General features: G+C 71.6%; 16 protein-coding genes. 12 read left to right on the plus strand and 4 right to left on the minus strand.

The window, feature by feature from the left end:
• Positions 1 to 7: 7 nt before the first annotated feature.
• Positions 8 to 895 carry a cytochrome c oxidase assembly protein gene (locus J2W21_RS14745; protein ID WP_307115263.1) on the minus strand — a complete coding sequence of 296 codons (888 nt, stop codon included), beginning with the start codon at positions 893 to 895 and terminating at the stop codon, positions 8 to 10.
• A 166-nt stretch (positions 896 to 1,061) separates the two neighbouring features.
• Between J2W21_RS14745 and mtrA the strand changes: the two genes are divergently transcribed.
• From mtrA to secA, 7 genes are all read left to right on the plus strand, one after another.
• On the plus strand, positions 1,062 to 1,736 hold the full coding sequence (mtrA, locus tag J2W21_RS14750; protein ID WP_066498799.1) for an MtrAB system response regulator MtrA: 675 nt from the start codon (positions 1,062 to 1,064) through the stop codon (positions 1,734 to 1,736).
• A 36-nt stretch (positions 1,737 to 1,772) separates the two neighbouring features.
• Positions 1,773 to 3,863: an MtrAB system histidine kinase MtrB gene (gene mtrB / locus J2W21_RS14755; RefSeq protein ID WP_307115264.1), complete on the plus strand. Its 2,091-nt coding sequence runs from the start codon at positions 1,773 to 1,775 to the stop codon at positions 3,861 to 3,863.
• Positions 3,863 to 5,578: an LpqB family beta-propeller domain-containing protein gene (locus J2W21_RS14760; protein ID WP_307115265.1), complete on the plus strand. Its 1,716-nt coding sequence runs from the start codon at positions 3,863 to 3,865 to the stop codon at positions 5,576 to 5,578. Before mtrB ends, J2W21_RS14760 begins: the two co-directional genes overlap by 1 nt.
• A gap of 103 nt (positions 5,579 to 5,681) precedes the next feature.
• Positions 5,682 to 6,695, plus strand: coding sequence for a ComF family protein (locus J2W21_RS14765; protein WP_307115266.1), 1,014 nt, complete (start codon positions 5,682 to 5,684; stop codon positions 6,693 to 6,695).
• Between the two features lie 149 nt (positions 6,696 to 6,844).
• Positions 6,845 to 7,570, plus strand: a complete 726-nt coding sequence (gene hpf, locus J2W21_RS14770) for a ribosome hibernation-promoting factor, HPF/YfiA family (RefSeq protein WP_307115267.1) — start codon at positions 6,845 to 6,847, stop codon at positions 7,568 to 7,570.
• Between the two features lie 108 nt (positions 7,571 to 7,678).
• Positions 7,679 to 8,938 carry a winged helix-turn-helix domain-containing protein gene (locus tag J2W21_RS14775; protein ID WP_307115268.1) on the plus strand — a complete coding sequence of 420 codons (1,260 nt, stop codon included), beginning with the start codon at positions 7,679 to 7,681 and terminating at the stop codon, positions 8,936 to 8,938.
• 59 nt (positions 8,939 to 8,997) lie between these two features.
• Positions 8,998 to 11,697: a preprotein translocase subunit SecA gene (secA, locus tag J2W21_RS14780; protein ID WP_307115269.1), complete on the plus strand. Its 2,700-nt coding sequence runs from the start codon at positions 8,998 to 9,000 to the stop codon at positions 11,695 to 11,697.
• Positions 11,698 to 11,779: 82 nt separating this feature from the next.
• On the opposite strand, the gene J2W21_RS14785 is transcribed toward secA, so the two are convergent.
• Together J2W21_RS14785 and J2W21_RS14790 are read right to left on the minus strand one after the other, a co-directional pair.
• Positions 11,780 to 12,313: an Rv3235 family protein gene (locus J2W21_RS14785; RefSeq protein WP_307115270.1), complete on the minus strand. Its 534-nt coding sequence runs from the start codon at positions 12,311 to 12,313 to the stop codon at positions 11,780 to 11,782.
• 115 nt (positions 12,314 to 12,428) lie between these two features.
• The gene (locus J2W21_RS14790) at positions 12,429 to 13,301 is read right to left on the minus strand and encodes a LysM peptidoglycan-binding domain-containing protein (RefSeq protein ID WP_307115271.1); all 873 of its coding nucleotides are present in this window, start codon (positions 13,299 to 13,301) and stop codon (positions 12,429 to 12,431) included.
• Between the two features lie 149 nt (positions 13,302 to 13,450).
• Here J2W21_RS14790 and J2W21_RS14795 point away from each other — a divergent pair, with 149 nt between their 5' ends.
• Positions 13,451 to 14,002 (plus strand): hypothetical protein, encoded by a 552-nt coding sequence (locus tag J2W21_RS14795; RefSeq protein WP_307115272.1) that lies wholly within the window; start codon positions 13,451 to 13,453, stop codon positions 14,000 to 14,002.
• 30 nt (positions 14,003 to 14,032) lie between these two features.
• On the opposite strand, the gene J2W21_RS14800 is transcribed toward J2W21_RS14795, so the two are convergent.
• Positions 14,033 to 14,257 carry a helix-turn-helix domain-containing protein gene (locus J2W21_RS14800; protein ID WP_307115273.1) on the minus strand — a complete coding sequence of 75 codons (225 nt, stop codon included), beginning with the start codon at positions 14,255 to 14,257 and terminating at the stop codon, positions 14,033 to 14,035.
• Positions 14,258 to 14,417: 160 nt separating this feature from the next.
• On the opposite strand from J2W21_RS14800, the gene J2W21_RS14805 reads away from it, so the two are divergent.
• The 4 genes from J2W21_RS14805 to J2W21_RS14820 all read left to right on the plus strand — a co-directional run bounded on the left by J2W21_RS14805 (position 14,418) and on the right by J2W21_RS14820 (position 22,922).
• On the plus strand, positions 14,418 to 15,059 hold the full coding sequence (locus J2W21_RS14805; RefSeq protein ID WP_307115274.1) for a hypothetical protein: 642 nt from the start codon (positions 14,418 to 14,420) through the stop codon (positions 15,057 to 15,059).
• Entirely contained in the window at positions 15,056 to 16,366 is a 1,311-nt protein-coding gene (locus tag J2W21_RS14810) for an AAA family ATPase (RefSeq protein ID WP_307115275.1), read from the plus strand. The genes J2W21_RS14805 and J2W21_RS14810 overlap by 4 nt, the downstream gene beginning before the upstream one ends.
• Before the next feature lie 54 nt (positions 16,367 to 16,420).
• Complete coding sequence (locus J2W21_RS14815) at positions 16,421 to 21,328, plus strand: NAD-glutamate dehydrogenase (RefSeq protein ID WP_307115276.1); 4,908 nt, start codon at positions 16,421 to 16,423, stop codon at positions 21,326 to 21,328.
• A gap of 121 nt (positions 21,329 to 21,449) precedes the next feature.
• Positions 21,450 to 22,922: a sensor histidine kinase gene (locus J2W21_RS14820; RefSeq protein WP_307115277.1), complete on the plus strand. Its 1,473-nt coding sequence runs from the start codon at positions 21,450 to 21,452 to the stop codon at positions 22,920 to 22,922.
• Positions 22,923 to 23,030 lie beyond the last annotated feature (108 nt).

Below are 23,030 nucleotides of genomic sequence, written 5' to 3' on the forward strand. Positions count from 1 at the left end.
GCGCCGGTCAGCCGTTCCGGCGGCGCAGGTGCTCCTCGGCGAGCGCGTCCATCTCCTCGTCGGTCAGCTCGTCGAAGGACCGCGCTTCCCGACGGTCGCTGCGCGAGAAGCGCACGAACATGAGGATGATGACGGGGATGTCCACGGCCTCGGCGATGAACCACAGGAGGTCTCCGGCGAGCTGCTGGTCCCGCAGCGGGGACGGGAACCAGGACGGCGCGCCAGCCGGCCACGCCGAGACCCCGTCGAGCACCGTGGGCGCGAGGCGGAGGAAGATCCCGGGGATCGCGTCAGCGAGCAGCTCGATGAACACGTAGACGAACTCCAGGACGAGGAAGGCGCTCGAGCGCTCGAAGGACTCGGCCTCCGTCAGGGGCAGTGCGAGGATGAGCCCGACGAGGGGGACGAGGATGCTCAGCGCCCCGCTCGCCACGGGCTGCGATCGGTAGAGGGCCAGCAGCGGGGTGAGGAAGGTGCCGAAGAGCAGCAGCCCGATGATCGGGGCCACGAAGGCGTTGCCGAGGATCCGCACGGCGCGGCTCTGCATGACCCTCCCGAGCCGCGCCCGGCCCACGTTGCCCAGCGCCGCCTGCGCGAGGCCCACGGGCCGCCCCAGCCCGGCGAAGAGCGGGACGACGAAGAACATGAGCGCGATCTTCAGTGTGAACGCCCACCGCAGCGAGGACCCGTAGGCGCCGGTGAACCCGCACGCGAGCACCAGGTACGGGACGAGGCCGAGGACGTAGAAGCACAGCGCCCGCCACAGCGGCCAGGCCGTTCCGCGGCGGCGCGCCCTGGCCATCCCCACCCCGTACAGCGCCGCGGCCGCGATGGCCAGGAGGGCCGCCGCGGGATCGAGCGCGAACGAGGCGAGCACAGTGGTCAGGGGAGGCACAGGGCGCAGCCTAGTGCGCTTCGCTGGGACGGCGCTGGAAACGCCCGGGGCCGGCCCTGGCGACCGTGGGCGGCGGCGCGCCGCCTAGAATGGACCAAACGCAGGCCCGGGCCCGGAAGGGCCTGGATGGAACGCGACATCGCGCAGTTGGGGGAGAGTGGAAGGCATGAAGGCACGCATTCTGGTCGTCGACGACGACGAGGCCCTGGCCGAGATGATCGGCATCGTCCTGCGCAACGACGGGTTCGACCCGGTCTTCTGCGCCGACGGCGCCCAGGCCCCCGACGTGTTCCGGGCCCAGAAGCCGGACCTCATCCTCCTCGACCTCATGCTGCCCGGGCTCGACGGCATCGAGGTGTGCCGGCAGATCCGGTCGGAGTCGGACGTTCCGATCGTCATGCTCACCGCGAAGTCGGACACCTCGGACGTGGTGCGGGGCCTCGAGTCGGGTGCGGACGACTACGTCCCCAAGCCGTTCAAGCCGGCCGAGCTCGTCGCCCGGGTCCGCGCCCGGCTCCGTCCCGGCGAGACCAAGGCGCCCGAGACGCTCCGTATCGGCGAGGTCACGATCGACGTCGCCGGCCACACCGTCAAGCGCGGCGACGAGTACATCTCCCTCACCCCGCTCGAGTTCGACCTCCTCGTGGCGCTCGCCCGCAAGCCCTGGCAGGTCTTCACCCGCGAGCTGCTGCTCGAGCAGGTGTGGGGCTACCGCCACGCCGCCGACACGAGGCTCGTCAACGTCCACGTCCAGCGCCTGCGCTCGAAGATCGAGCGCGATCCCGAAGCCCCCGAGGTCATCCTCACCGTGCGCGGCGTCGGGTACAAGGCCGGGAGCTAGCACACAGCACGCGCCGCGCGCGCCAGATCGAGACCCATGGACATCGAGCAGGACCACCGCACGCCGCCCGGGACGCCCTCCGCGCCCGGCGCCGAGCAGCGGGCTGCCCAGAACCCGCCCGCGGGGCAGAACCCGCCCGCGGGGCAGAACCCGGCAGCAAACGGGGCCGGTGTCCCGGGCGAGGCCGGCGTTGCCGAGGAGGCCCCCCGCGACGGAGCGACCGGCGCGGAAGCCGGCCAGGGCGGCTCGGCGCGGGCAGGATCGCGGCTGCGCCTGGCCTGGGGGCTCGCCCGCCGGTGGGCGACGCGGCGCAAGGTGGGGGACCGGGCACGGATCGCGGCCAAGCGCGCCCGCGTCCTCGGCTTCCGGGCGTTCCGCGCCGGCGTGCGCGGGCTGCGGAACATCGGGCCGGCCATCCTCGCGGCGAGGGGCGGGTTCGCGCGCCGGTGGCGGCGGTCCCTCCAGTTCCGCACGGTGCTCGTCACGCTCCTGCTGACCTTCGTCTCCTTCCTGGCGGTCGGGGCCTACCTGTCCAACCAGATCGCGAACAACCTCTTCCAGGAGCGCCTCGCGCAGGCGGAGGTGCAGACCCGCCAGTCGGTCCAGCAGGTCCAGGAGACGTTCGACGGCGCGCAGGTCACCGACCAGCAGGGCGTCCTCAAGCTTGTCAACGACACCCTCAACCAGCTCGAGAACCGCGAATCCGGCACGCCGCGGCAGTACGTGTTCCTGGCCGTGCCGAACCAGGACCAGCCGCGCAACCGCTGGGTGGACTCGCGCGCCTCCTACCTGCGGACGGAGAACGACATCCCGCAGACCCTGCGGGACGCCGTCCAGCACTCCCAGCAGGAGCAGTACTGGCAGTCCATCCCGCTGACGGTGGACAACCGCATCCACCCGGCCATCGCCGTCGGCAACAAGGTCAGCTTCGGCGGGACCGTGTACGAGCTGTACCTCATCTACGACATCGAGACCGCCCAGCAGACCCTCGACGACATGCAGAATGTGCTGTGGTTCGGCGGCATCTTCCTGCTCCTGCTCATCGGCGCGATCACGTGGATCGTGACCCGCGGCGTCGTGTCGCCGGTGAGCCACGCCGCGGCCGTCTCGGAGAAGCTCGCCTCCGGCCAGCTCGAGGAGCGCATGGCCGTCGAGGGCGAGGACGAGGTGGCGCGCCTCGGCGCATCGTTCAACCACATGGCCGCGAACCTGCAGGAGCAGATCACCGCACTGGCGAACCTCTCCCGCATGCAGCAGCGGTTCGTCTCGGACGTCAGCCACGAGCTCCGCACCCCGCTGACCACCGTGCGGATGGCCGCCGAGGTGCTCTACGACGCGCGGGACACGTTCAACCCCGTCACGAAGCGCTCCGCCGAGCTGCTCTACAACCAGGTGGAGCGGTTCCAGGCCCTCCTGAACGACCTGCTCGAGATCTCCCGCTTCGATGCCGGCGCGGCGATGCTCGACGCCGAGCCGCAGGACCTCGTCCTGGTGATCCGCACCGTCATCGAGACCGCGGCGCCGATCGCCGCGGCCTGCGGCTCCGAGGTGCGCCTCTTCACCCGCTCGCCCAGCATCGTCGTCGAGATGGACGGGCGGCGGATCGAGCGCGTCCTGCGCAACCTGCTGCTCAACGCGCTCGAGCACGGCGAGGGACGCCCGGTGGAGATCTTCGTCGCCGCGAACGCCGACGCCGTGGGCGTATCCGTGCGCGACCACGGCATCGGCATGTCCACCTCTGAGGCGGCCCGCGTGTTCGACCGCTTCTGGCGAGCCGACCCGGCCCGTGCGCGCACCACCGGCGGCTCGGGCCTGGGCCTGTCCATCGCCACGGAGGACGTCAAGCTGCACAACGGCTGGCTGCAGGCGTGGGGCAAGCCCGGACAGGGCTCGTGCTTCCGCCTCACGCTGCCGCTGCGCGCGGGGCAGGAGATCCTCGAGTCCCCCGTCGCGCTCCAGCCGGCCGACGGCGACGTGGTGCTGGTCGAGGAGCAGTCGACGCGCGGCGTCGTCCTCGGCTCGTTCCACGCTTCGGGCGGCCCGGCCGCGGACGACGCCGGCCCCTCGCCGGCCGCCGGCACCGCGCCGCCGCCGGGTGGACCGGGCACGGAAGGGGAGGAGGCGTGATGCGCCGTTCGGTACCGGCCGCAGTCGTCGCGGCGCTGCTCGCACTCGCCACGCTGGCGGGGTGTGCCCAGATCCCCACGACCGGCACCGTCGGCAAGAGCCGCGACAGCGCCGTGACCTTGGGCAACGCGCCCCAGATCATCCCGCCCGGGCCCCGAGACGGGGCCAGCCCACAGGCCATGATCGACGGCTTCTTCAACGCCGGCAGCGGCTACCAGAACGACTTCACGGTCGCACGGCAGTTCCTCGCCCCGGCGCAGGCGGTGTCCTGGAAGCCGAGCGACCGGACCCTCGTCTACCGGGGCAGCGCGACCGTGGTGGCGACGGGGAAGGAGAACCAGTACCGCTACGAATTCGACCTCGCGTACTCGGTGGACTCCCAGGGCATCACGACGCCGTTCCCGCCGGGCACCAAGGAGCACATCGACGTCACGCTCTCCCAGGTGGACGGCCAGTGGCGCCTGTCCAGCCTGCCGGACGGCACGGCCATCCCCGAGGAGACCTTCAAGGCGCTCTACCGGCCCTTCCCCCTGTACTTCTACGACCCCTCCTTCACCACCCTCGTCCCCGACGTGCGCTGGTTCATCGACAACTCGGGGGTCGCGAAGTCGCTCGTGAGCGCGCTCATCGCGGGCCCGGCGCCGTACCTGCGCGCGGCCGTCTCGAGCGCGTTCCCGCAGGGCATCCGGCTCGAACGCGAATCCGTGCCGATCGTGGACAACACCGCCCAGGTCGATCTGACTCCGGAGCTCAGGGATGCCTCGTTCACGGACCGGCAGCGCATGCGCTACCAGCTCGTGCGGACGTTCTTGGGGATCAGCTCCGTCGTGGACGTGACGCTGCGCTCGAACCAGGCAGATGTGACCCTCGAGGATCCGACGACGGGCAAGTCGGTGCCCGAGCCGATCGTCGACCCCAAGGTTCCCGTCTGGCAGGTGGGCATCGCCGGCGGCGAGCTGGTCCAGTACGCGAGCCGCCAGGCCACGAGGATCGACGGGCTGCGCAGCGTGGCCCCGCTCGGGCCCCACGATCCGGCCGCCTCGGCGTCCCAGCACGTCTATGCCTTCCTCGGCGCCAAGGGCCTCTACTCCGTCGTGCAGAACCAGGCGCCCCGTCTCCTCGACTCGCGGACCCGCTTCAGCCGGCCCTCGATCGACCCCTTCGACTGGGTGTGGACCGCCGGGCCCGGGGGCAGCGGCGCGACCGAGGCGGTCGCCTACAAGCCGGTCGGCGTCGCCGAGGGCGCGGCCGTGCCCAAGGCGGCGCTGACGGCCCCGTGGCTCGCAGGCCGGACGGTCGAGGAGCTGCGGATCTCCCGGGACGGCACGCGCGCCCTCGTCCTGTCGACTCAGGGCGGCTCGACGGCGCTCCAGGTGGCCGGGGTGCAGCGGGCCGCGGACGGCACGCCGCGTGAGCTCTCCGCGCCGATCACCCTCTCGACGACCGAGAAGAGCCCGCAACGGGCGGTCTGGGTCGACGACACCACGATCCTCGTCTCGGGAGTCTCTGCGAACGACCCGGTGGCCCCGGAGCTCGTCTCGCTCAGGGGCGGAGATCCGCGGCAGCTCCCGCAGCTGCCCGGGATCGAGGCGATCTCGGCCGGCAACGGCGACCAGGAGATCTACGCCCAGACGCCGGCGGGAGTGTTCGCGCTCGTGCGGACCACGTGGACGGAGCTGGGCAAGGGCGTAGAAGGCCTCTCCTTCGCCGGGTAACCGGACCGTGCCCCTCGCGGGCCAGCTGGCCAGAGGCGGGGCGGCCGTCCACATGGGGCCCGGGGGAGTGGCCCCGGACACGCCGCGGCAGGAGGCTGGGAGCATGCGCCCCGTCGATCCAGCCCGCCCGCGGCCCTGCGACGGGGGAGTGCCGCCCGGGCAGGGGTCCGGACCGGCCGCCGCGGGACGGCACGCGGGCCGCCCGGCGCACCCCGCGCTGCGGCTGCTCGAGGGCTCGGCGGCGGCTGCGAAAGACCTGCTCGGGCTCCTCGTGCCCGTGGACTGCGTCGGGTGCGGTGCCCCTGACCGAGAACTCTGCGCAGCCTGTGCGCGGCAGGTCCGCCGCCTCACTGCCAGGCCGGCCCGGGTCGAGGACCATGCCCCGGCACTCATCGAGGCGAGCGGCCGCGTCCTGCTCCCGGCGGTGTCCGCGGGGCCCTACCGCAACGAGCTCTCGCTTGCGGTCCTGGCCTTCAAGCGGCACGGGAGCGCCGTCCTCGCCACCGAGCTGGCCGCCGCACTCGGCCGTGCACTGGCTGCTGCGGCGGGGACTGGGCCGGGAACCGCGGCGGACGGCGGTGTGCTCCTCGTGCCTGTCCCCACGAGCGGTGCAGCCTTCCTCCGCCGGGGCTTCGACCCCCTGCAGGTGCTGCTCGCCCGGGTCCGGCGGGAGGGCCGCATCCCCTCCGGAACCCTGTGGGTCGAGGCGCTCGCGCCGCGTCGGCGCGGCGCCCGGGAGCGGGCTGCGCTGGCGCTGCGGGCTGCGGCCTCCGCCGGCGGAGGGTCCCAGAAGGGGCTGGGCCGCTCGCAGCGCCGCGCCCGCGTCTCCGGATCGCTCGCTGCCCGCCGTCGGGTCCGCGTGCGCGGGCGGGGCGGCCTGATCCCGGCCGCCGGACGCACGGTCCGGTCCCTCCGCGGGCGCCGCTGCCTCGTCGTCGACGATGTCCTCACGACCGGCGCGACCGCCCGGGAGGCGGCCCGCGCGCTCGAGGCCGCGGGCGCCGTCGTCGTCGGCCTCGTCACCCTCGCGCACGTGCCGCTGCCCGAGGCCGGCCCGGGTGGGGAGGCGGGTACGCTCCCAGCGGACACACAGCGGCAGGATGCCAACAAGGGATGAATAAACCGTGACGATCCACTAACGTCGGTGATGGGTCCTTTAGCCAGAAGGACCTGTCGATAGCGGCTCAGGAAAGGGGCTCGACTGTCTGACGACGGAGCCTCTGGACGCCGGTATGCGGCTGAACTCAGAAGTATCTGGAGGGCACCATGGAGTTCAACATCAGCGGTCGCAACCTGACTGTGTCGGATCGCTTCCGCGAGTACGCAGGTGAGAAGCTCGAGAAGATCGGTGCGCTGGCTGACAAGGTCCAGCGCGTCGACGCGAAGTGCTCCAAGCAGAGCAGCGCGAAGACCGGAGGAGACCAGCTCACGGTCGAGCTCACGGTCACCGGGCGTGGACCGGTGATCCGGGCCGAGGCGACCGCTCCGGACAAGTTCGCGGCCTTCGACCTCGCCTACGGAAAACTCCTTGAACGCCTCCGGCGGGCCAAGGACCGCCGCAAGGTCCACCACGGCAAGCACACCCCGGTCGGCGTGAACGCCGCCACCGCCGCCCTCCCGGTGGTGAGCGGCAGTACGCCGATCTACGCCGAGCACGCCCTCGAGGTCCCCTCCTCGGAGGCCGAGGCCTCGTCACCCTACGAGGTCGAGAACGACATCCCGGCCGGCGATTCGCCCGTCCTGATCCGCCGGAAGGTCTTCCCCGCCGCGACGCTCACCCTCGACGACGCGGTGGACAACATGGAACTCGTCGGCCACGACTTCTACCTGTTCATCGACGCGGACACGAACACCCCCTCCGTGGTCTACCGCCGCCGTGGATGGACCTATGGCGTCATCAGCCTCGACCAGGCCTGCGAGCCCGGGGCGGCCAAGGTCGAGGAGAAGATCCTCGCGTACCGCTCTGACGACGCCGGTGCAGTTGTCTCCTGATCCGGCGCCCATGGCCGCGGCCCTGGACGCGGCATTCCCGGCAGCGGCGGTCCCTCTCGGGGCCGCCGCTGCGGCGTGCCGGGCAGAGCCCCTCCACGGCCGCGACGCATGACGGCGCGGCTCACCCTCGCGCAGGCCCGCCGGGTCGCGCTCTCCGCCCAGGGACTCCACCGCCCGCGCCCGTCCGGCCCGGTGTCCACCCGGGCGCTCGTCCGCGCCTTCGAGGCGCTCCAGCTGGTGCAGATCGACTCGGTCAACGTCCTGGTCCGGAGCCATTACCTGCCGTTCTTCTCGCGCCTGGGACCCTACGACCGGGACGCGCTGGACCGCCTCGCCGCCCGAAGCCCGCGCCGCATGGTCGAGTACTGGGCGCACGAGGCGAGCTTCATCCGGCCTGAGCACTTCGACGCCCTGCGTCTGTGGCAGCGTCGGGCCTGGGTGGGCGCCCACGACATGGACGCGGCGGCCCGCGAAGACCTCGCTGCCCGCATCCTCGCCGTCCTCGGCTCCAGCAGGCCGCTTACCGCCGCGCAGCTCGCCGACCGGCTGGGTCACGTCGAAGAGCGCCGCCGCGACCAGTGGGGATGGAACTGGAGCGCTGTCCAACGCGTCGTGAGCCACCTCTTCGAACTCGGCACGGTGGCCTCTGCGGGCCGGTCGAGCTCCTTCGAGCGCCGGTACGCCCTGACGGAGGACGTGCTGCCCAAAGGCCTGGTCCGCGAGGAAGGCCTGGACCGGGACGCCGCGATCCTCGATCTCGTCCGGTGTGCCGTCCAGGCACACGGGATCGGCACCGCGCGCTGTTTCGCGGACTACTTCCGCCTCCCGGTCCGCGCCACGGAGACGGCCCTCGGCGTCCTGGCCGCAGAGGGGAGCATCGACGAGGTCCGCGTCGAGGGATGGGAGGGCAGGATGTTCCTCGCCGCGGGGCGCGCCATACCCCGCGCCGCGACCGGCAGGGCGCTCCTGAGCCCGTTCGACTCCCTCGTGTTCGAGCGGCGCCGCCTCGAGCGACTGTTCGGCTTCCGCTACCGTCTGGAGATCTACACTCCCGCCGAGCGTCGCGAGTACGGCTACTACGTGCTGCCCTTCCTCCTGCGCGACGCCATGGCCGGCCGCGTCGACCTGAAGGCGGACCGGAGCGAGGGGGTCCTGCTCGTCCAGGCCGCCCACGCCGAGCCAGGAGCCCCACCGGACACGGCCGCCGAGCTCGCGGAGGAACTGCGGCTGCTGGCAGACTGGCTTGGTCTCGACGACGTGCGCGTGGCCGACCGGGGCAGTCTCGCCCCGGCCCTCGCCCGGGCCGTCGGGCCCGTCCGCGGAGCGCGGAACCTGCACGGGGTTCCGCGCGTGTCTCCCGTAGACTGAATCCCGCCGCAGCGCACGATCACTGCTGCACACGCCATTGACAAGGGAGCGAACGCCACGTGGCAAACCTTCTCGAGAAACTCCTGCGCACCGGCGACCGCCGGACGCTCAAGCAGCTGCGCGTCTACGCGGACGCCATCAATGCGCTCGAGGACGAGTTCAAGGCCTTCACCGACGCCGAGCTGCGCGCGGAGACGGACCGGCTGCGCGAGCGCCACACCGACGGCGAGAAGCTCGACGACCTGCTGCCGGAGGCCTTCGCCGCCGTGCGCGAGGCCGCCGGACGGACCCTCGGCATGCGCCACTTCGACGTCCAGCTCATGGGCGGGGCCGCGCTCCACCTCGGGAACATCGCGGAGATGAAGACCGGTGAGGGCAAGACCCTCGTGGCGACCGCCCCCGCCTACCTCAACGCGCTCTCGGGCAAGGGCGTCCACGTGGTCACCGTGAACGACTACCTCGCCGAATACCAGTCCGAGCTCATGGGGCGCGTGTACCGCTTCCTCGGCATCTCGAGCGGCTGCATCCTGGCCAACATGGACCCCGCCGAGCGCAAGAAGCAGTACGACGCCGGCATCACCTACGGCACGAACAACGAGTTCGGCTTCGACTACCTCCGCGACAACATGGCCTGGGACCAGGGCGAACTCGTCCAGCGCGGCCACCACTTCGCGATCGTGGACGAGGTTGACTCCATTCTCATCGACGAGGCCCGCACCCCGCTCATCATCTCCGGCCCGGCGCAGGGGGACGCGAACCGCTGGTATTCGGAGTTCGCCAAGCTCGCCCTGCGGCTCGGCGAGGACGACTACGAGGTCGACGAGAAGAAGCGCACGGTCGGCGTCCTCGAGCCCGGCATCGAGAAGGTCGAGGACTACCTCGGCATCCACAACCTCTACGAGTCGGCAAACACCCCGCTCATCGGCTTCCTCAACAACGCCATCAAGGCCAAGGAACTCTTCAAGCGGGACAAGGACTATGTGGTCCTCGACGGCGAGGTCCTCATCGTCGACGAGCACACCGGCCGCATCCTGCCCGGGCGCCGCTACAACGAGGGCATGCACCAGGCCATCGAGGCCAAGGAGGGGGTGGAGATCAAGGCCGAGAACCAGACGCTCGCCACCATCACCCTCCAGAACTACTTCCGCCTCTACGAGAAGCTCTCCGGCATGACCGGCACGGCCGAGACCGAGGCCGCAGAGTTCATGAGCACGTACAAGCTCGGCGTCGTTCCGATCCCGACGAACAAGCCCATGGCGCGCATCGACCAGTCGGACCTCGTGTACAAGAACGAGATCGTCAAGTTCGACGCCGTCGTCAAGGACATCTCGCGCAGGAACGCGAAGGGCCAGCCCGTCCTCGTCGGCACAACGAGCGTCGAGAAGAGCGAGTACCTCTCGAAGTCGCTCGCGAAGGCCGGAGTGCGCCACGAGGTCCTCAACGCGAAGAACCACGCCCGAGAGGCTGCAATCGTCGCACAGGCCGGCCGCAAGGGCGCCGTCACGGTCGCCACCAACATGGCCGGCCGCGGCACCGACATCATGCTCGGCGGCAATGCCGAGTTCATGGCCGTCGCCGATCTGGCCGCCCGGGGGCTCGACCCCGAGGAGAACTCCGCCGAGTACGAGGCCGCGTGGCCCGCTGCACTGGAGGCGGCCAACGAGGCCGTCAGGGCCGAGCACGAGGAGGTCCTCGCCCTCGGAGGGCTCTACGTGCTGGGCACCGAGCGGCACGAGTCCCGCCGGATCGACAACCAGCTCCGTGGCCGCTCCGGCCGTCAGGGCGACCCCGGCGAGTCGCGGTTCTACCTCTCGCTCACGGACGACCTCATGCGCCTCTTCGGCACGGGCGGCGCCGAGAGGCTCATGGCCTCGAGCCTGCCGGATGACACGGCGCTCGAGTCCAAGATGGTCTCCCGGGCGATCCAGTCCGCCCAGGCGCAGGTCGAGGGGCGCAACGCCGAGCAGCGCAAGAACGTGCTCAAGTACGACGACGTGCTCAACCGCCAGCGCGAGGCCATCTACGGCGACCGGCGCCGGATCCTCGAGGGAGACGACCTGCACGAGAAGGTGCAGTTCTTCCTCGAGGACACGCTCACGGCGATGATCGAGTCGGCCACTGCCGAGGGCAACGGCGACGACTGGGACTTCCACGCCCTGTGGTCGAACCTGCGCACGATCTTCCCCATCTCGATCACGCCCCAGGATGTCATCGACGAGGCAGGCGGCAAGCCCCGCGTCACGGTGGAAATGCTCAAGGACGAGATCATCTCGGACGCGAAGCTCATCTATGCCGAGCGCGAGGCGCAGCTGGGCCCGGACACGATGCGCGACCTCGAGCGCCGGGTGGTCCTGTCCGTGATCGGACGGAAGTGGCAGGAGCACCTCTACGAGATGGACTACCTCAAGGAGGGCATCGGGCTGCGGGCCATGGCACAGCGCGACCCGCTGGTCGAGTACCAGCGCGAGGGCTTCGCCATGTTCCAGACGATGATGGAGGGCATCCGCGAGGAGTCCGTCGCCTTCCTGTTCAACCTCGAAATCGAGCAGACCGAACAGGCCGAGGCGCCCGCCCAGCCCGCCCGGCTCGAGTACACGGCCCCCGCCGAGGACGGCACGACCGAGACGCACGTCGAGCAGGCGCGCTCACGGGCGGCGGAGAATGGCGGCGGCTCCGGGGCTGGCCAGAAGCCCGCCCCGAAGAAGGGCGGCTCGCGGCCCTCGTCCAAGAACGCGCCGGGGCGCCGGTCCAAGCGCTGATCCGCCGGCGACAGGTCAACGAGAGGCCGGCGGCCCGTCCCTTGGTGGGCCGGGCCGCCGGCCTCTCACTTCTGCAGTTCCCTCACCCGATCTCCAGTGCAGTCACCTGCCAGCCCGTGCGGCCGGCGGCCTCGATGCGCAGTGCCACGGCCCGGCACCGCGCCGCATCGGCGACGATGACGGCCGCCTCGTAGAGCCCCGGCTGGACCAGGCGGGCGTGCGAGGACCTGACCGTGGTGGCGCGGTGCGCACGCGCCGAGGACCCCGAAGCCCCCGCCCGGGCCGCGCGGCTGAGATCGGCCCGCAGCTGCACGGAGGCCAGGAGGTCGCGATGCAGCCAGGGTGCGAGCTGCTGGACCGGCCGAGTCCCGGCGAGGACCTCCATGGTGGCGCGCGTGATGGCGGCGGCAAGCTTCCGCACCTCCTCGCCCTCGTGAGCACCCGGGACAGCGTGCAGGCGTCTGGCGGGGCGCGGTACCGGCTCGGTGGCGAGCGCGGAGGTGCCCGAGGTCCTCGGCCTGGCGGCCTCGGAATCAGGGTGTGCGCGGTGGAGGCGCAGGACGTCCGCGGTGCGGGGCCCGGTCTCGACGAGCTGGGGCAGGGTGCGTGAAGCCATGGCAGGTGAAGTCCTTTGGTCAGGGCCGGCGCTGGGCGCACGGCAGGGAGGGCGGCCTCGTTCCGTCAGGGGCGCGGTCCGGCGCAGGCTGTGCCGCCGCTGGGGGTACCGGTTCTCAGCGGGGAGGGACGAGGAGCTGGCCGGGGCGGATCAGGTCGGGATCGGCGCCGATGGTTCCGGCGTTCGCCTCGTACCACGAGGGCCAGGCCGCCGCGATATCGAGGTCGGTCGCCCCGGGCCCCAGATGGCGCGCCACGATGGTCCACAGGCTGTCGCCCGGGCGGACCTCCACCTCCCCGGCGCGGACGGGCTCCCGCAGCGGCTGCTGCACGAGGTGGCCCGGATCGGTGGGCGGCGCCACGGGGACCCAGCCTGCTTCGGGGACCGGTGCCGGCGCGGCGGACGGCGCGATGGCCGACGACGCGGCGTTCGGCGACGCAGCGGCCGACGGTGCGGCGCCAAGGGGTGCGGCCACCGAGGGCGCGGAGACGGATGGGTGCGCGGACGCGAAGGGCGTGGGCAGCGCTGGGCTCTGCGTGGACGCGGCCACCGGTCCGGGAGCGGCGGGGTGCCACGCCGGGTCGGGGAGGCTGTCGGCCTGCGCGGCGGGAACCGCGACGAGGCTCAGCCCCAGCATTGCCAGCGCCAGCCGCCGCATGAACGCCGGGGCGAAGCTCCCGGCCCGGCGTGACGCCGTCCGTGCGCCCGCGGCGGCCAGCAGGGCCGACACGATGGCCAGGCCCATGGACAGAAGCCACCATGCCACGACGGCCAGGCCTGTGAGGCTGGCGATGAGGCCGAGGAGGACGTCCAGCGTGGGCACGGCATCGAAGGCGGCGGGTGCAATCCGGAGCCAGCCGCCCGAGGCGCCCGGCGCAAGATCCCGGGCGAGCGAGCTGCCCGCAGCGACCAGCACCGCGCCCAGTGCCAGTACGGTTCCGGCCACGAGGCCGTCCGCCGCAGCCTGCTGCCCTCGTGTGTTCTCCATGAGACCCCCCGGTCTGTGTGGACGACATTCATTTTGATGCAGTTTGATGCAGTTTGTAGGTCTACAGCAAGTTTGAACGGCTTTGGTTCAATTTGTCCAGTGGTGCCCGGGCGGATGCAGCCCGCGGAGGGGGCGGTAGGGTGGGCGCCATGCGCTGGGAGAACCTGTTTTCTGACCTCGAGGCGCAGCTTGCCTCGGCTGGGCAGCTCGAGATGGAAGCGCAGGTCGCCGACCTGGCGCGTGCTGAGGCTGCCGGGCTAGGCCTCGCCGAGCGGCTGCGGGGCCACGGGGCGGCACCTCTGGCGCTCCTGCTCAGAGGCGGACTCCGGTTCCGCGGGCGCCTGACGCAGGTCGCCTCCACGTGGCTCGCCCTGGACTCCGGACCGTACTCAGTGCTCGTGCCGCACGATGGAATCGTGACCGTCGAGGGGCTCGGCCGCGCCGCTGCCGCCGAGGGCTCCGCGGTCCGGCGGGCGCTGTCCCTCGCCTCGGGCCTGCGGGCGATTGCCCGGGACCGCTCGCCTGTGGCCTGCTTCGTGGACGCGGGGGCCGGTGAGCCGCTCACGGTCGGCGGCACGCTCGACACCGTCGGTGCCGACTACGTCGAGGTCGCGCCCCTCCGGGCGCCGGACGGGGGAGGATTCCCCGCGCTGCGGGTGGTGCCGTTCGCGCGGCTCATTGCGGTCCGCTCGGGCGCCTAGCGGGTGATGGCCCACCGCACACGGCCGCGGTCAGGCGCCGGGGTTGCCGCCCCGCCGATTCTCGGCGAGCATCCTCTCCGCCTTCGCGTAGCTCTCCTGGATGTACTCCTCGAGCTTGACGTCCTCGACGCGCCACTGCCCGCGGCCGCCGACCTGGATGGCCTTGAGCTCACCGCTGCGCACGAGCGCATACGCCTGGGCTGCGCTGATCTGGAGCTGCTCGCAGACATCTGCGAGCGTCAGGAAGCGGGGCATGGGTCCATTCTGCCACCCGACGGCCCGCCGGCGCGGGATGGAGGCAGTTATCCACAGTTTGGTGCGATGTGATGCACCATGACTTGGGTCCGGGGCGGCTCCCGGCGAGAATGGCGCCCGGGGGGCCGGCGAGCGGCCTGCGAACTGGAGGGGGAGAGCAATGCGTGCTGCCGAGGGGGCGCCCGGCGCCCGCCTGACGAAGCCGTCATGGAAGGACCCGCGGCTGCTGGTTGGACTCCTGCTCGTCGTGGCCTCGATCGCCGGGGTGGTGGCGCTCGTCGATTCCGCCCAGAGCACGGTGGCAGCCTACGCCGCGAAGGAGGACATCGCGGTCGGCCAGACGGTCGATCCGAGCAGGCTCGTCCGCGTCGACGTCCGCCTCGGGGACACCGAGGGGCGGTACCTCACGGCCGAGCGCCTGCCGCAGGGCAAAGTGGCGCTCCAGCGGGTGCCCAAGGGCGATCTCGTGCCGACGTCGAGCCTCGGCGAGCCGCACGCCGTCGACCGCAAGCCCGTCTCCATCAGCGTGGCCCAGCCGCTGCCGGCGGAAGCCGCAGCCGGATCGCGTGTGGACGTGTGGGTCGCCCTGCCGGACGGCAGGAACGGCTTCTCTGAACCCAAGCGCCTCGTGACCGGCGCCGAGATCGCCCAGATCGAGAGCGCCTCCTCGGCCCTCGGCGGAAGCCGCGAGACGACCGTCCTGGTGCTCGTCGAGGACGCGAAACTCGCCCAGGTCCTCGGCGCCCAGGCGAACAGCGCGAAGGTCTCGCTCGTGTGGAACCCGGCTGGGGCCGCCCGATGAGCATCCCCGTAGTCACCGTCGGCACCGGCCAGGCCGAACTCGTCGGATCCCTCGAGCGCCTGCACGGGCCGGTCACCGTGGTGCGCCGCTGCTCCGAGCTGGCCGAGCTCGTTGCCGCCTGCCAGACGGGTCTGGCCCGGGCGGCCGTGGTCGCCGGCGGAACCCGGGACGTGACGGCCACCCTCGTCGACCGGCTGGCCACGGTCGGGGTGGCCCTCGTGGGCCTGACCGACGACGATGCCGAGCGGGCCCGGCTCGCCGGGCTCGGGGTGCTCGCGGCGTCCGAGGCCGTCCCGGCCCAGGAGCTCGCGCGGCTGATCGGCGAGGCGGTCGAGGCAGCTGCGGCGCTGTCGGCGGACCGGCCCGCATCCTCCTTCGCCCTCACGGGGGCGCGGCCCACCGTCGAGGCGGAGACGGGCGCCCCGGAGGAGGGACCCGAGCCGGGGGAGCTGGGCCGCGTCATCGCGGTCTGGGGACCGATCGGCTCGCCGGGCCGGACCACGATTGCGGTCAACTGCGCGGCCGAGCTCGCCGCGGAGGGCCACAGCGTGATCCTCGTCGACGCAGACACCTACGGACCCTCGGTGGCGGGCACACTCGGCCTCCTCGACGACTCGGCCGGCCTCGCCCAAGCCTGCAGGCTCGCGGACCAAGGACTGCTCGAGCGCGGCTCACTCGATCGTGTCGCGAGCCCGGTGGTCGCCGGTGCGGGCCTCCTGCGCGTCCTCACTGGGCTCACCCGGGCTGACCGCTGGCCCGAGCTGCGGGCGGCTGCCTTCGGCTCCGTGCTCGAGCGCTGCCGGGAGGTGGCCGAGTTCGTCGTCGTGGACACCGGATTCTGCCTCGAGGCCGATGAGGAGCTCAGCTTCGACACCATGGCGCCGCGCCGCAACGGGACGACCCTGCGGGCGCTCGAGCTTGCCGACCGCGTCCTCGCCATCGGGTCCGCGGACGCCGTCGGCATGCCGCGCCTGGTGCGAGCGCTGGCCGAGCTCGAGCAGGCCGTCCCGGGCGCGGCGCCCACGGTGGTCTTCAACAGGCTCCGGGCCTCCGCGGTGGGGCGTTCCCCGGACCGGGCCCTGCGCGATGCCTGGGAGCGCTTCGGCCCCGGGCTGCCCATCGCGGCCATGGTGCCGCACGACGCGGAGGCTGCGGACGCGGCGCTGCTTGCGGGCCAGGTGCTGCTGGAGGCCGCGCCCGAGTCTGCGATGCGACACAGTATCGCAGAGCTCGTGTGTGCACCTCGACAGCGAAATCGGAAATTCGCTGTCCGACGTGCCAAAGCCCACTCCTCGGTGCCGCGCTAGGCTCGGGTCAGAGGGCTGCGAGGTGGCAGCCACATGCACCGGAGGCGAGCCAGAGTGTCGACAGGTACTGCCCAGCAGACCCCGTTCCCATCAGCGGACCAGGAAACGAAGTTCCTCGCGGAATACTACGAGCACCTGGCCGAGGAAGACCGGCAGGCCTACCCGGGCGAAGCCCTCGCGGACCGGGCCCGCGAGCACTGGGCGGTTGCCGAGGGCCGTGAGACGGGCACCGCGAACATCGCCGTCGTCGACGAGGGTGGCCGCAGCGTCGTCTACATCGTCACGGACGACATGCCCTTCCTGGTCGACTCCGTCAGCGCGGAGCTCGTGCGTCAGGGCGCACCCATCCACCTCGTCGTGCACCCGATGTTCGTGGTGACCCGACGCAAGAGCGACGGGGGCCTCGTCGCCGTCCAGCGCGTGCCAGCGCAGTGGGGCATGACGAGCGGCGACACGGCCACGATGCCCCTCCTGAGCGCTCTCGTGGCCGACGGCGACAACGCGACCCACATCGAGTCGTGGATCGCCATCGAGACGAACAGGGCCTCCGCCGCGTCCAAGACCGAGCTCGTCGACGGGGTCCGCCGCGTCCTCGGCGACGTCCGTGCCGCAGTCGAGGACTGGCAGGCCATGCGCTCCAAGGCGCTCGAGATCGCCGAGGGACTCGGCTCGGTCGCCGGTGCCGAGGACATCCCCGACCTGGTCCCCACCCAGGAGCTCCTGCGCTGGCTCGACGCCGGGAACTTCACCTTCCTCGGCTACCGCGAATACGACCTCAAGACGGTCGACGGCGAGGACGTGCTCGAGCTGGTCGAGGGCAGCGGGCTCGGCCTGCTCCGCGGCGACGCCGGGCACGCGCTCCAGCACCTCACGGCCGAGGGGCAGGAGCACGCCCGCGAGCGCAGGGCCCTCGTGATCACCAAGGCCAACTCCCGCAGCACTGTGCACCGTCGCGCGTACCTGGACTACATCGGCATCAAGCGCTTCGATACGGCCGGCAAGGTCGACGGGGAGCGCCGGTTCATCGGGCTCTTCGCCTCGAGCGCGTACACCCAGTCTGCGCGGACCGTCCCGATCGTGAAGGACAAGATCGAGAAGGTCATGCGGAGCTCGGGCTTCCCCGCCGACTCCCACTCGGGCAAGGACCTCCTCGCCATCCTCGAGACCTACCCGCGCGACGAGCTCATGCAGATCGACACGCAGACCCTGCTGGACACCGTCACGAGGATCCACCGGCTGCAGGAGCGCCGCAAGACCCGGCTGTTCCTCCGCCCGGACATCTACGGACGGTTCATGAACGCCGTCGTGTACCTGCCCAAGGACCGGTACAACACGGCGGTGCGCCGCCGCATCGAGCAGGAGCTCGGGAGAGAGTTCCACTCCGACTCGATCGACTACGACTCGCACATGAGCGACTCGGCGCTCGCGCGGCTGTACTTCCGCATCCGCCTGCCGAAGGAGGCCAGCGGGGCGGATCTGCGCGCGGTCGACCGGGACGCGCTCGAGCAGCGCCTCGTCACTGCGACGCGGTCCTGGAGCGAGGGCATCGCCCAGGTCCTGCACGAGAACCGGCCCCTCGAGGCGGCTGAGCACCTCGCGGCGGTCTGGGGCGAGGCGTTCCCGGCCTCCTACCGGGTGGACTTCACCATCGAGGACGCGCTCGAGGACATCACCCGCTTCGAGGACTATGCCGCGGGCCGCGCCGCCGGCGCCGCGGAAGCTGCGGCCGAGGCCGGCACGGGCGAGCGGCCGGCGGTCCACGTCTACCTTCCGCAGGGCAACGGCGAGGCCCTCGAGGAGGATGCCCGGGTCAAGCTCTACCTCTTCGAGCCCAGGAGCCTCAGCCAGATCCTGCCCTACTTCCACAACCTCGGCCTCGAGGTCCTCGACGAGCGCCCGTTCGAGATCGAGACCGGCGACAGCAGGGAGTTCTTCCTCTACGACCTCGGGCTGAAGTACCCCGCCGGGATCGACCCGGTCTCCACCGGCGACCTCCTGGCCGAGTCGTTCGGCCCGGCACTCGCGGGCGAGACCGAGTCGGACAGCCTCGACCGCCTCGTGCTGAGGGAGGGCCTCCGCTCCCGGCAGACGCAGATGCTGCGCGCCTACGCGAAGTACATGCGCCAGATCGGCAACTCGAACTCGTTCGGCTTCATCGCGGACACGCTGCTGGGCAACGCCGAGGTCACCCGGCGCCTCGTGGGGCTCTTCGAGGCCCGCTTCGACCCCGAGCTCGCTGACGAGGAGCGCGCGCGACGCAGTGCGCAGGTGAAGGAGGAGCTCGCGGCCGCCCTCGAGCAGGTCCCGACGCTGGACGCCGACCGCCTCCTGCGCGCGTTCATCAACCTCATCGAGTCCACGCTGCGCACCAACTACTACCTGAACCGGCCGTACCTGAGCTTCAAGTTCAGCCCGGGCCTGATCGAGGGGCTGCCCTCGCCCAAGCCCGCCTACGAGATCTGGGTGTACTCCCCGCGGGTCGAGGGCGTCCACCTCCGCTTCGGCAAGGTGGCCCGCGGGGGCCTGCGCTGGTCGGACCGGCGCGAGGACTTCCGCACGGAGATCCTGGGACTCGTCAAGGCCCAGGTCGTGAAGAACGCCGTGATCGTGCCGACGGGCGCCAAGGGCGGCTTCTACGCGAAGCGGCTCCCGGACCCGGCGCAGGACAGGGCGGCGTGGCTCGCCGAGGGCGTGGAGAGCTACAAGACCTTCATCCGAGGCCTCCTCGACATCACCGACAACCGGGTCAGCGAGGCGGCCCCGAGCGCGGCCGGGGACGGAGCGGCGGTGACCGAGAAGGTCGTGCCGCCGGCCGGCGTCGTGCGCCACGACGACGACGACTCCTACCTGGTCGTGGCGGCGGACAAGGGCACCGCGAGCTTCTCCGACATCGCCAACGGCCTCTCCCAGGAGTACGGCTTCTGGCTCGGCGACGCCTTCGCCTCCGGTGGCTCCGTGGGCTACGACCACAAGGCCATGGGCATCACGGCCAGGGGCGCGTGGGAGTCGGTCAAGCGGCACTTCAGCGAGATCGACGTCGACACCCAGGCGGAGGACTTCACCGTGGTCGGCGTCGGCGACATGTCCGGCGACGTCTTCGGCAACGGCATGCTCCTCTCCGAGCACATCCGGCTCGTGGCAGCCTTCGACCACCGGCACATCTTCCTCGACCCGACGCCCGACGCCGCGGCCTCCTTCGCGGAGCGGCGGCGCCTCTTCGAGCTTCCGCGCTCGTCCTGGGACGACTACGACCGCGAGCTGATCAGCGCCGGCGGCGGGGTCTACCCCCGCAGCGCCAAGTGGATCCCGGTCTCCGAGGAGGTGCGCCGGGCGCTCGGCCTGCCTGAGGGGACCACGCAGCTCAGCGTCCCCGAGATGCTCCGCGCGGTGCTGCTCGCCCCGGTGGACCTCTTCTACAACGGCGGGATCGGCACCTACGTCAAGTCCAGCGCCGAGACGAACGCCGAGGTGGGCGACAAGGCCAACGACGCGATCCGGGTGGACGGACGCGACCTCCGGGTGAAGGTGGTCGGCGAGGGCGGCAACCTGGGCTTCACGCAGCAGGGCAGGATCGAGGCTGCGCTGCAGGGCGTCATCATCAACACCGACGCGATCGACAACTCGGCAGGCGTCGACACGTCCGACCACGAGGTCAACATCAAGATCTTCGTCGACCGCATGGTCGCCGCCGGGAAGCTGGCCGCCGAGGAGCGTGCGGCGTTCCTCGCCACGATGACGGACGAGGTGGCGCGCCTCGTCCTCGCCGACAACATCGACCAGAACATCCTGCTCGTCAACGACCGCGCGCGCGTCGTCGAGTGGAGCCCGAGCTTCGAGCGCCTCATGGACTGGCTCGAGGAGGAGGCCGACCTCAACCGTTCGCTCGAATCGCTGCCGACCACCGCGCAGCTGCACAAGCGGCTCGAGCAGGGACAGGGGCTCACCGCCCCCGAGCTGTCGGTCCTCGTGGCCTACGCGAAGATCGAGCTGACCGAGGCGCTGCGCGACAGCGACCTCGCCGACGACCCGTGGTTCCGCAGCACGCTGCGCGAGTACTTCCCGGTCGAGCTGGCCGAACGCTTCGACACGGACCTCGACAGCCACCCGCTGCGGCGCGAGATCATCGCGACGGTCGTCGCGAACGACATGATCAACCTCGGCGGCATCACGTTCGCGTTCCGCACCATCGAGGAGACGAGCGCGACGCCGGCGGCAGTCGCCAAGGCGTTCGTCGCCCTGCGCGAGGTGTACCGGCTCGACGAGATGACCGAGGCGCTCAACGCGCTCCCGGCCTCGTTCCCGACTGAGCACTGGACGGCCATCCACCTGGACATCCGCCGGCTCCTGGACCGCGCGGTCCGCTGGCTGATCCACCAGGGGGCCACCGGGGCACCCATCGCGCAGGTCGTCGAGGACTACGGCACGCCCCTCGCGACCCTGCGCGCGCGGCTGCTGGACTACCTGCGTGGGCAGGACGCCGAGCGCGTCGCCGCATGGCTGGACCGGGCCCGCTCGTGGGGGCTGCCCGAAGGGCTCGCCCACCGGTGGGCGGAGCTGTTCGAGAGCTACGCCCTGCTCGATGTGGCCCGCATCGCCCAGACCAGCGGCGCCTCGATCGAGCAGGTCGCCGGGGTGTACTACACGGTCTTCGACCGTTTCCAGGTCGACGGGCTGCTCGAGCGCATCACGGCGCTGCCGCGCCGGGACCGCTGGGAGGCGCTCGCCCGGGCCGCGCTGCGCGACGACCTCTACAGCACGGTGGCAGACTTCACCCGTTCGATCATGGACGCCGCGCCGGACACGCTCGGGCCGGAGGAGCGGCTGTCGGTATGGGAGGGGGAGAACCGCGAGCAGCTCAACCGGGCCGCGGCGATGTTCGCCGAGGTCAACTCCCTCGAGCGCGACGACATCGCCTCGCTCTCGGTAGCATTGAGGCTGCTGCGGTCGATCGTGCGCTCCTAGGGCGCGGACGCCGGAGGCCGCGAGGGCTCAGCCCTCGCGGCCCTCGCGTCCCCGCGGCCAGCGGGAGCCCGGCAGGCGGGCGTCCCGGGCGCTGACGAAAGCGGGAAACGAGGCAGTGCAGGTGGCCATCTTCACGGATCCGATCAGGGAGCACGCCGACCTCGGTCCGGGGGACGCCGAGTGGCTGCACCTGCTGGTCGGGGACTGGCAGCTCGTGGCCGACCTCGCCTTCGCCGACCTCGCCCTGTGGTTCCCCCATCCCGAGGACGGCTACATCGCCCTGGCCCATGTGCGGCCCTCGACCACGCACACGGTCTTCCACAGCGACTTCGTGGGGGAGCGCATCCGCTCCGACCTCAAGCCGCTGGTCGACCGGGCGTGGAACAGCCAGACGATCGAGCGCCACCACGAGACGAGCTTCAACTCCGAGATGGCCCTGCGGGTCGAGGCGGTGCCGTTCGTGCGCAACGGCCGCACCCTCGCCGTCGTCACCTCACACCTCGACCTCTCGAGCTCGCGGATGCCGAGCCGGCTCGAGCTCACGTACCGCCAGTGCGCCTACGACCTGCTGCGCATGGGAACCCTCGGACTCTGGCCGGACTTCGCCTCCCCGACCGGGTCGAGGCGCGGCGCCCCGCGGGTGGGTGACGGCCTCATCCGCCTCGACGCCGACGGGATCGTCCAGTACGCGAGCCCCAACGGAGTCTCCGCGTTCAGGCGCCTCGGGGGCATCGAGTCGCTTGAGGGGCGCTCCCTCGCCGAGGTCACCACGGGGCTGCTCAAGGACCGCCGGCTCGTCGACGAGACGCTCCCGCTGGTCGTCACCGGGCGCATGCCCTGGCGCAGCGAGATCGAGTCGCGCGGCGTGAGCCTGTCCCTGCGCGCCATCCCGCTGCGCGACGAGCACGAGCGGTTCGGGGCGCTCGTCCTGTGCCGCGACGTCTCGGAGCTGCGCCGCCGCGAGATGGAGCTCGTGACCAAGGACGCCACGATCCGCGAGATCCACCACCGGGTGAAGAACAATCTGCAGACCGTCGCGGCCCTCCTGCGCATGCAGTCCCGCCGGATGAAGAGCGAGGAGGCCAAGCAGGGGCTGGAGCAGGCCATGCGGCGCGTCGCGACCATCGCGCTCGTCCATGAGACCCTGTCGCAGGGGCTGACCCAGACCGTCGACTTCGATGAGCTGATCGGCCGCCAGTTCCGCCTCTCCGCCGAGGTCGCCACCGAAGGACAGCACGTGGCCACGGAGCGGAAGGGCGATTTCGGCGATCTCCCGAGCGACTTCGCGACGCCGCTGGCCCTCGTGATCAACGAGCTCGTGACCAATGCGGTGGAACACGGCCTCGCCGACCGTTCTGGCACCGTGTGGCTCACCGCCGACCGCCGCCGGGACGAGGCCGGGGCCGAGGAGCTCGAGGTCACGGTGGAGGACGACGGTGTGGGGCTTCCGCCCGGCCACGCCCGGCATGAGGGGCTCGGCCTGCAGATCGTGCGGACCCTCGTCACGAGCGAGCTCGCGGGGACCATCGCCTGGCACGAGCGCGAGGGCGGCGGAACCGTCGTCAAGATCGTCCTCAGACTCGACCAGGCCTGAACCCGCCAGGGCCGAGCCGCTTGGGCCCCACGTGCTCAGGGCCGCGGCGACCGGAGGCGGTGCCCGGATCGCGGGAGGGCATAGAGAAGCCGCCCGCCGCTGTCTTCT

Source organism: Sinomonas atrocyanea (assembly GCF_030811715.1).
Lineage (GTDB): Bacteria > Actinomycetota > Actinomycetes > Actinomycetales > Micrococcaceae > Sinomonas > Sinomonas atrocyanea_A.

Excerpts from the sequence above, each read along its gene's own strand:
- mtrA (WP_066498799.1), top strand. The coding sequence starts at position 1,062 with ATGAAGGCACGCATTCTGGTCGTCGACGACGACGAGGCCCTGGCCGAG.
- mtrB (WP_307115264.1), top strand. The coding sequence starts at position 1,773 with ATGGACATCGAGCAGGACCACCGCACGCCGCCCGGGACGCCCTCCGCG.
- J2W21_RS14760 (WP_307115265.1), top strand. The coding sequence starts at position 3,863 with ATGCGCCGTTCGGTACCGGCCGCAGTCGTCGCGGCGCTGCTCGCACTC.
- J2W21_RS14765 (WP_307115266.1), top strand. The coding sequence starts at position 5,682 with ATGCGCCCCGTCGATCCAGCCCGCCCGCGGCCCTGCGACGGGGGAGTG.
- hpf (WP_307115267.1), top strand. The coding sequence starts at position 6,845 with ATGGAGTTCAACATCAGCGGTCGCAACCTGACTGTGTCGGATCGCTTC.
- J2W21_RS14775 (WP_307115268.1), top strand. The coding sequence starts at position 7,679 with ATGACGGCGCGGCTCACCCTCGCGCAGGCCCGCCGGGTCGCGCTCTCC.
- J2W21_RS14785 (WP_307115270.1), bottom strand. The coding sequence starts at position 12,313 with ATGGCTTCACGCACCCTGCCCCAGCTCGTCGAGACCGGGCCCCGCACC.
- J2W21_RS14790 (WP_307115271.1), bottom strand. The coding sequence starts at position 13,301 with ATGGAGAACACACGAGGGCAGCAGGCTGCGGCGGACGGCCTCGTGGCC.
- J2W21_RS14795 (WP_307115272.1), top strand. The coding sequence starts at position 13,451 with ATGCGCTGGGAGAACCTGTTTTCTGACCTCGAGGCGCAGCTTGCCTCG.
- J2W21_RS14800 (WP_307115273.1), bottom strand. The coding sequence starts at position 14,257 with ATGCCCCGCTTCCTGACGCTCGCAGATGTCTGCGAGCAGCTCCAGATC.
- J2W21_RS14805 (WP_307115274.1), top strand. The coding sequence starts at position 14,418 with ATGCGTGCTGCCGAGGGGGCGCCCGGCGCCCGCCTGACGAAGCCGTCA.
- J2W21_RS14810 (WP_307115275.1), top strand. The coding sequence starts at position 15,056 with ATGAGCATCCCCGTAGTCACCGTCGGCACCGGCCAGGCCGAACTCGTC.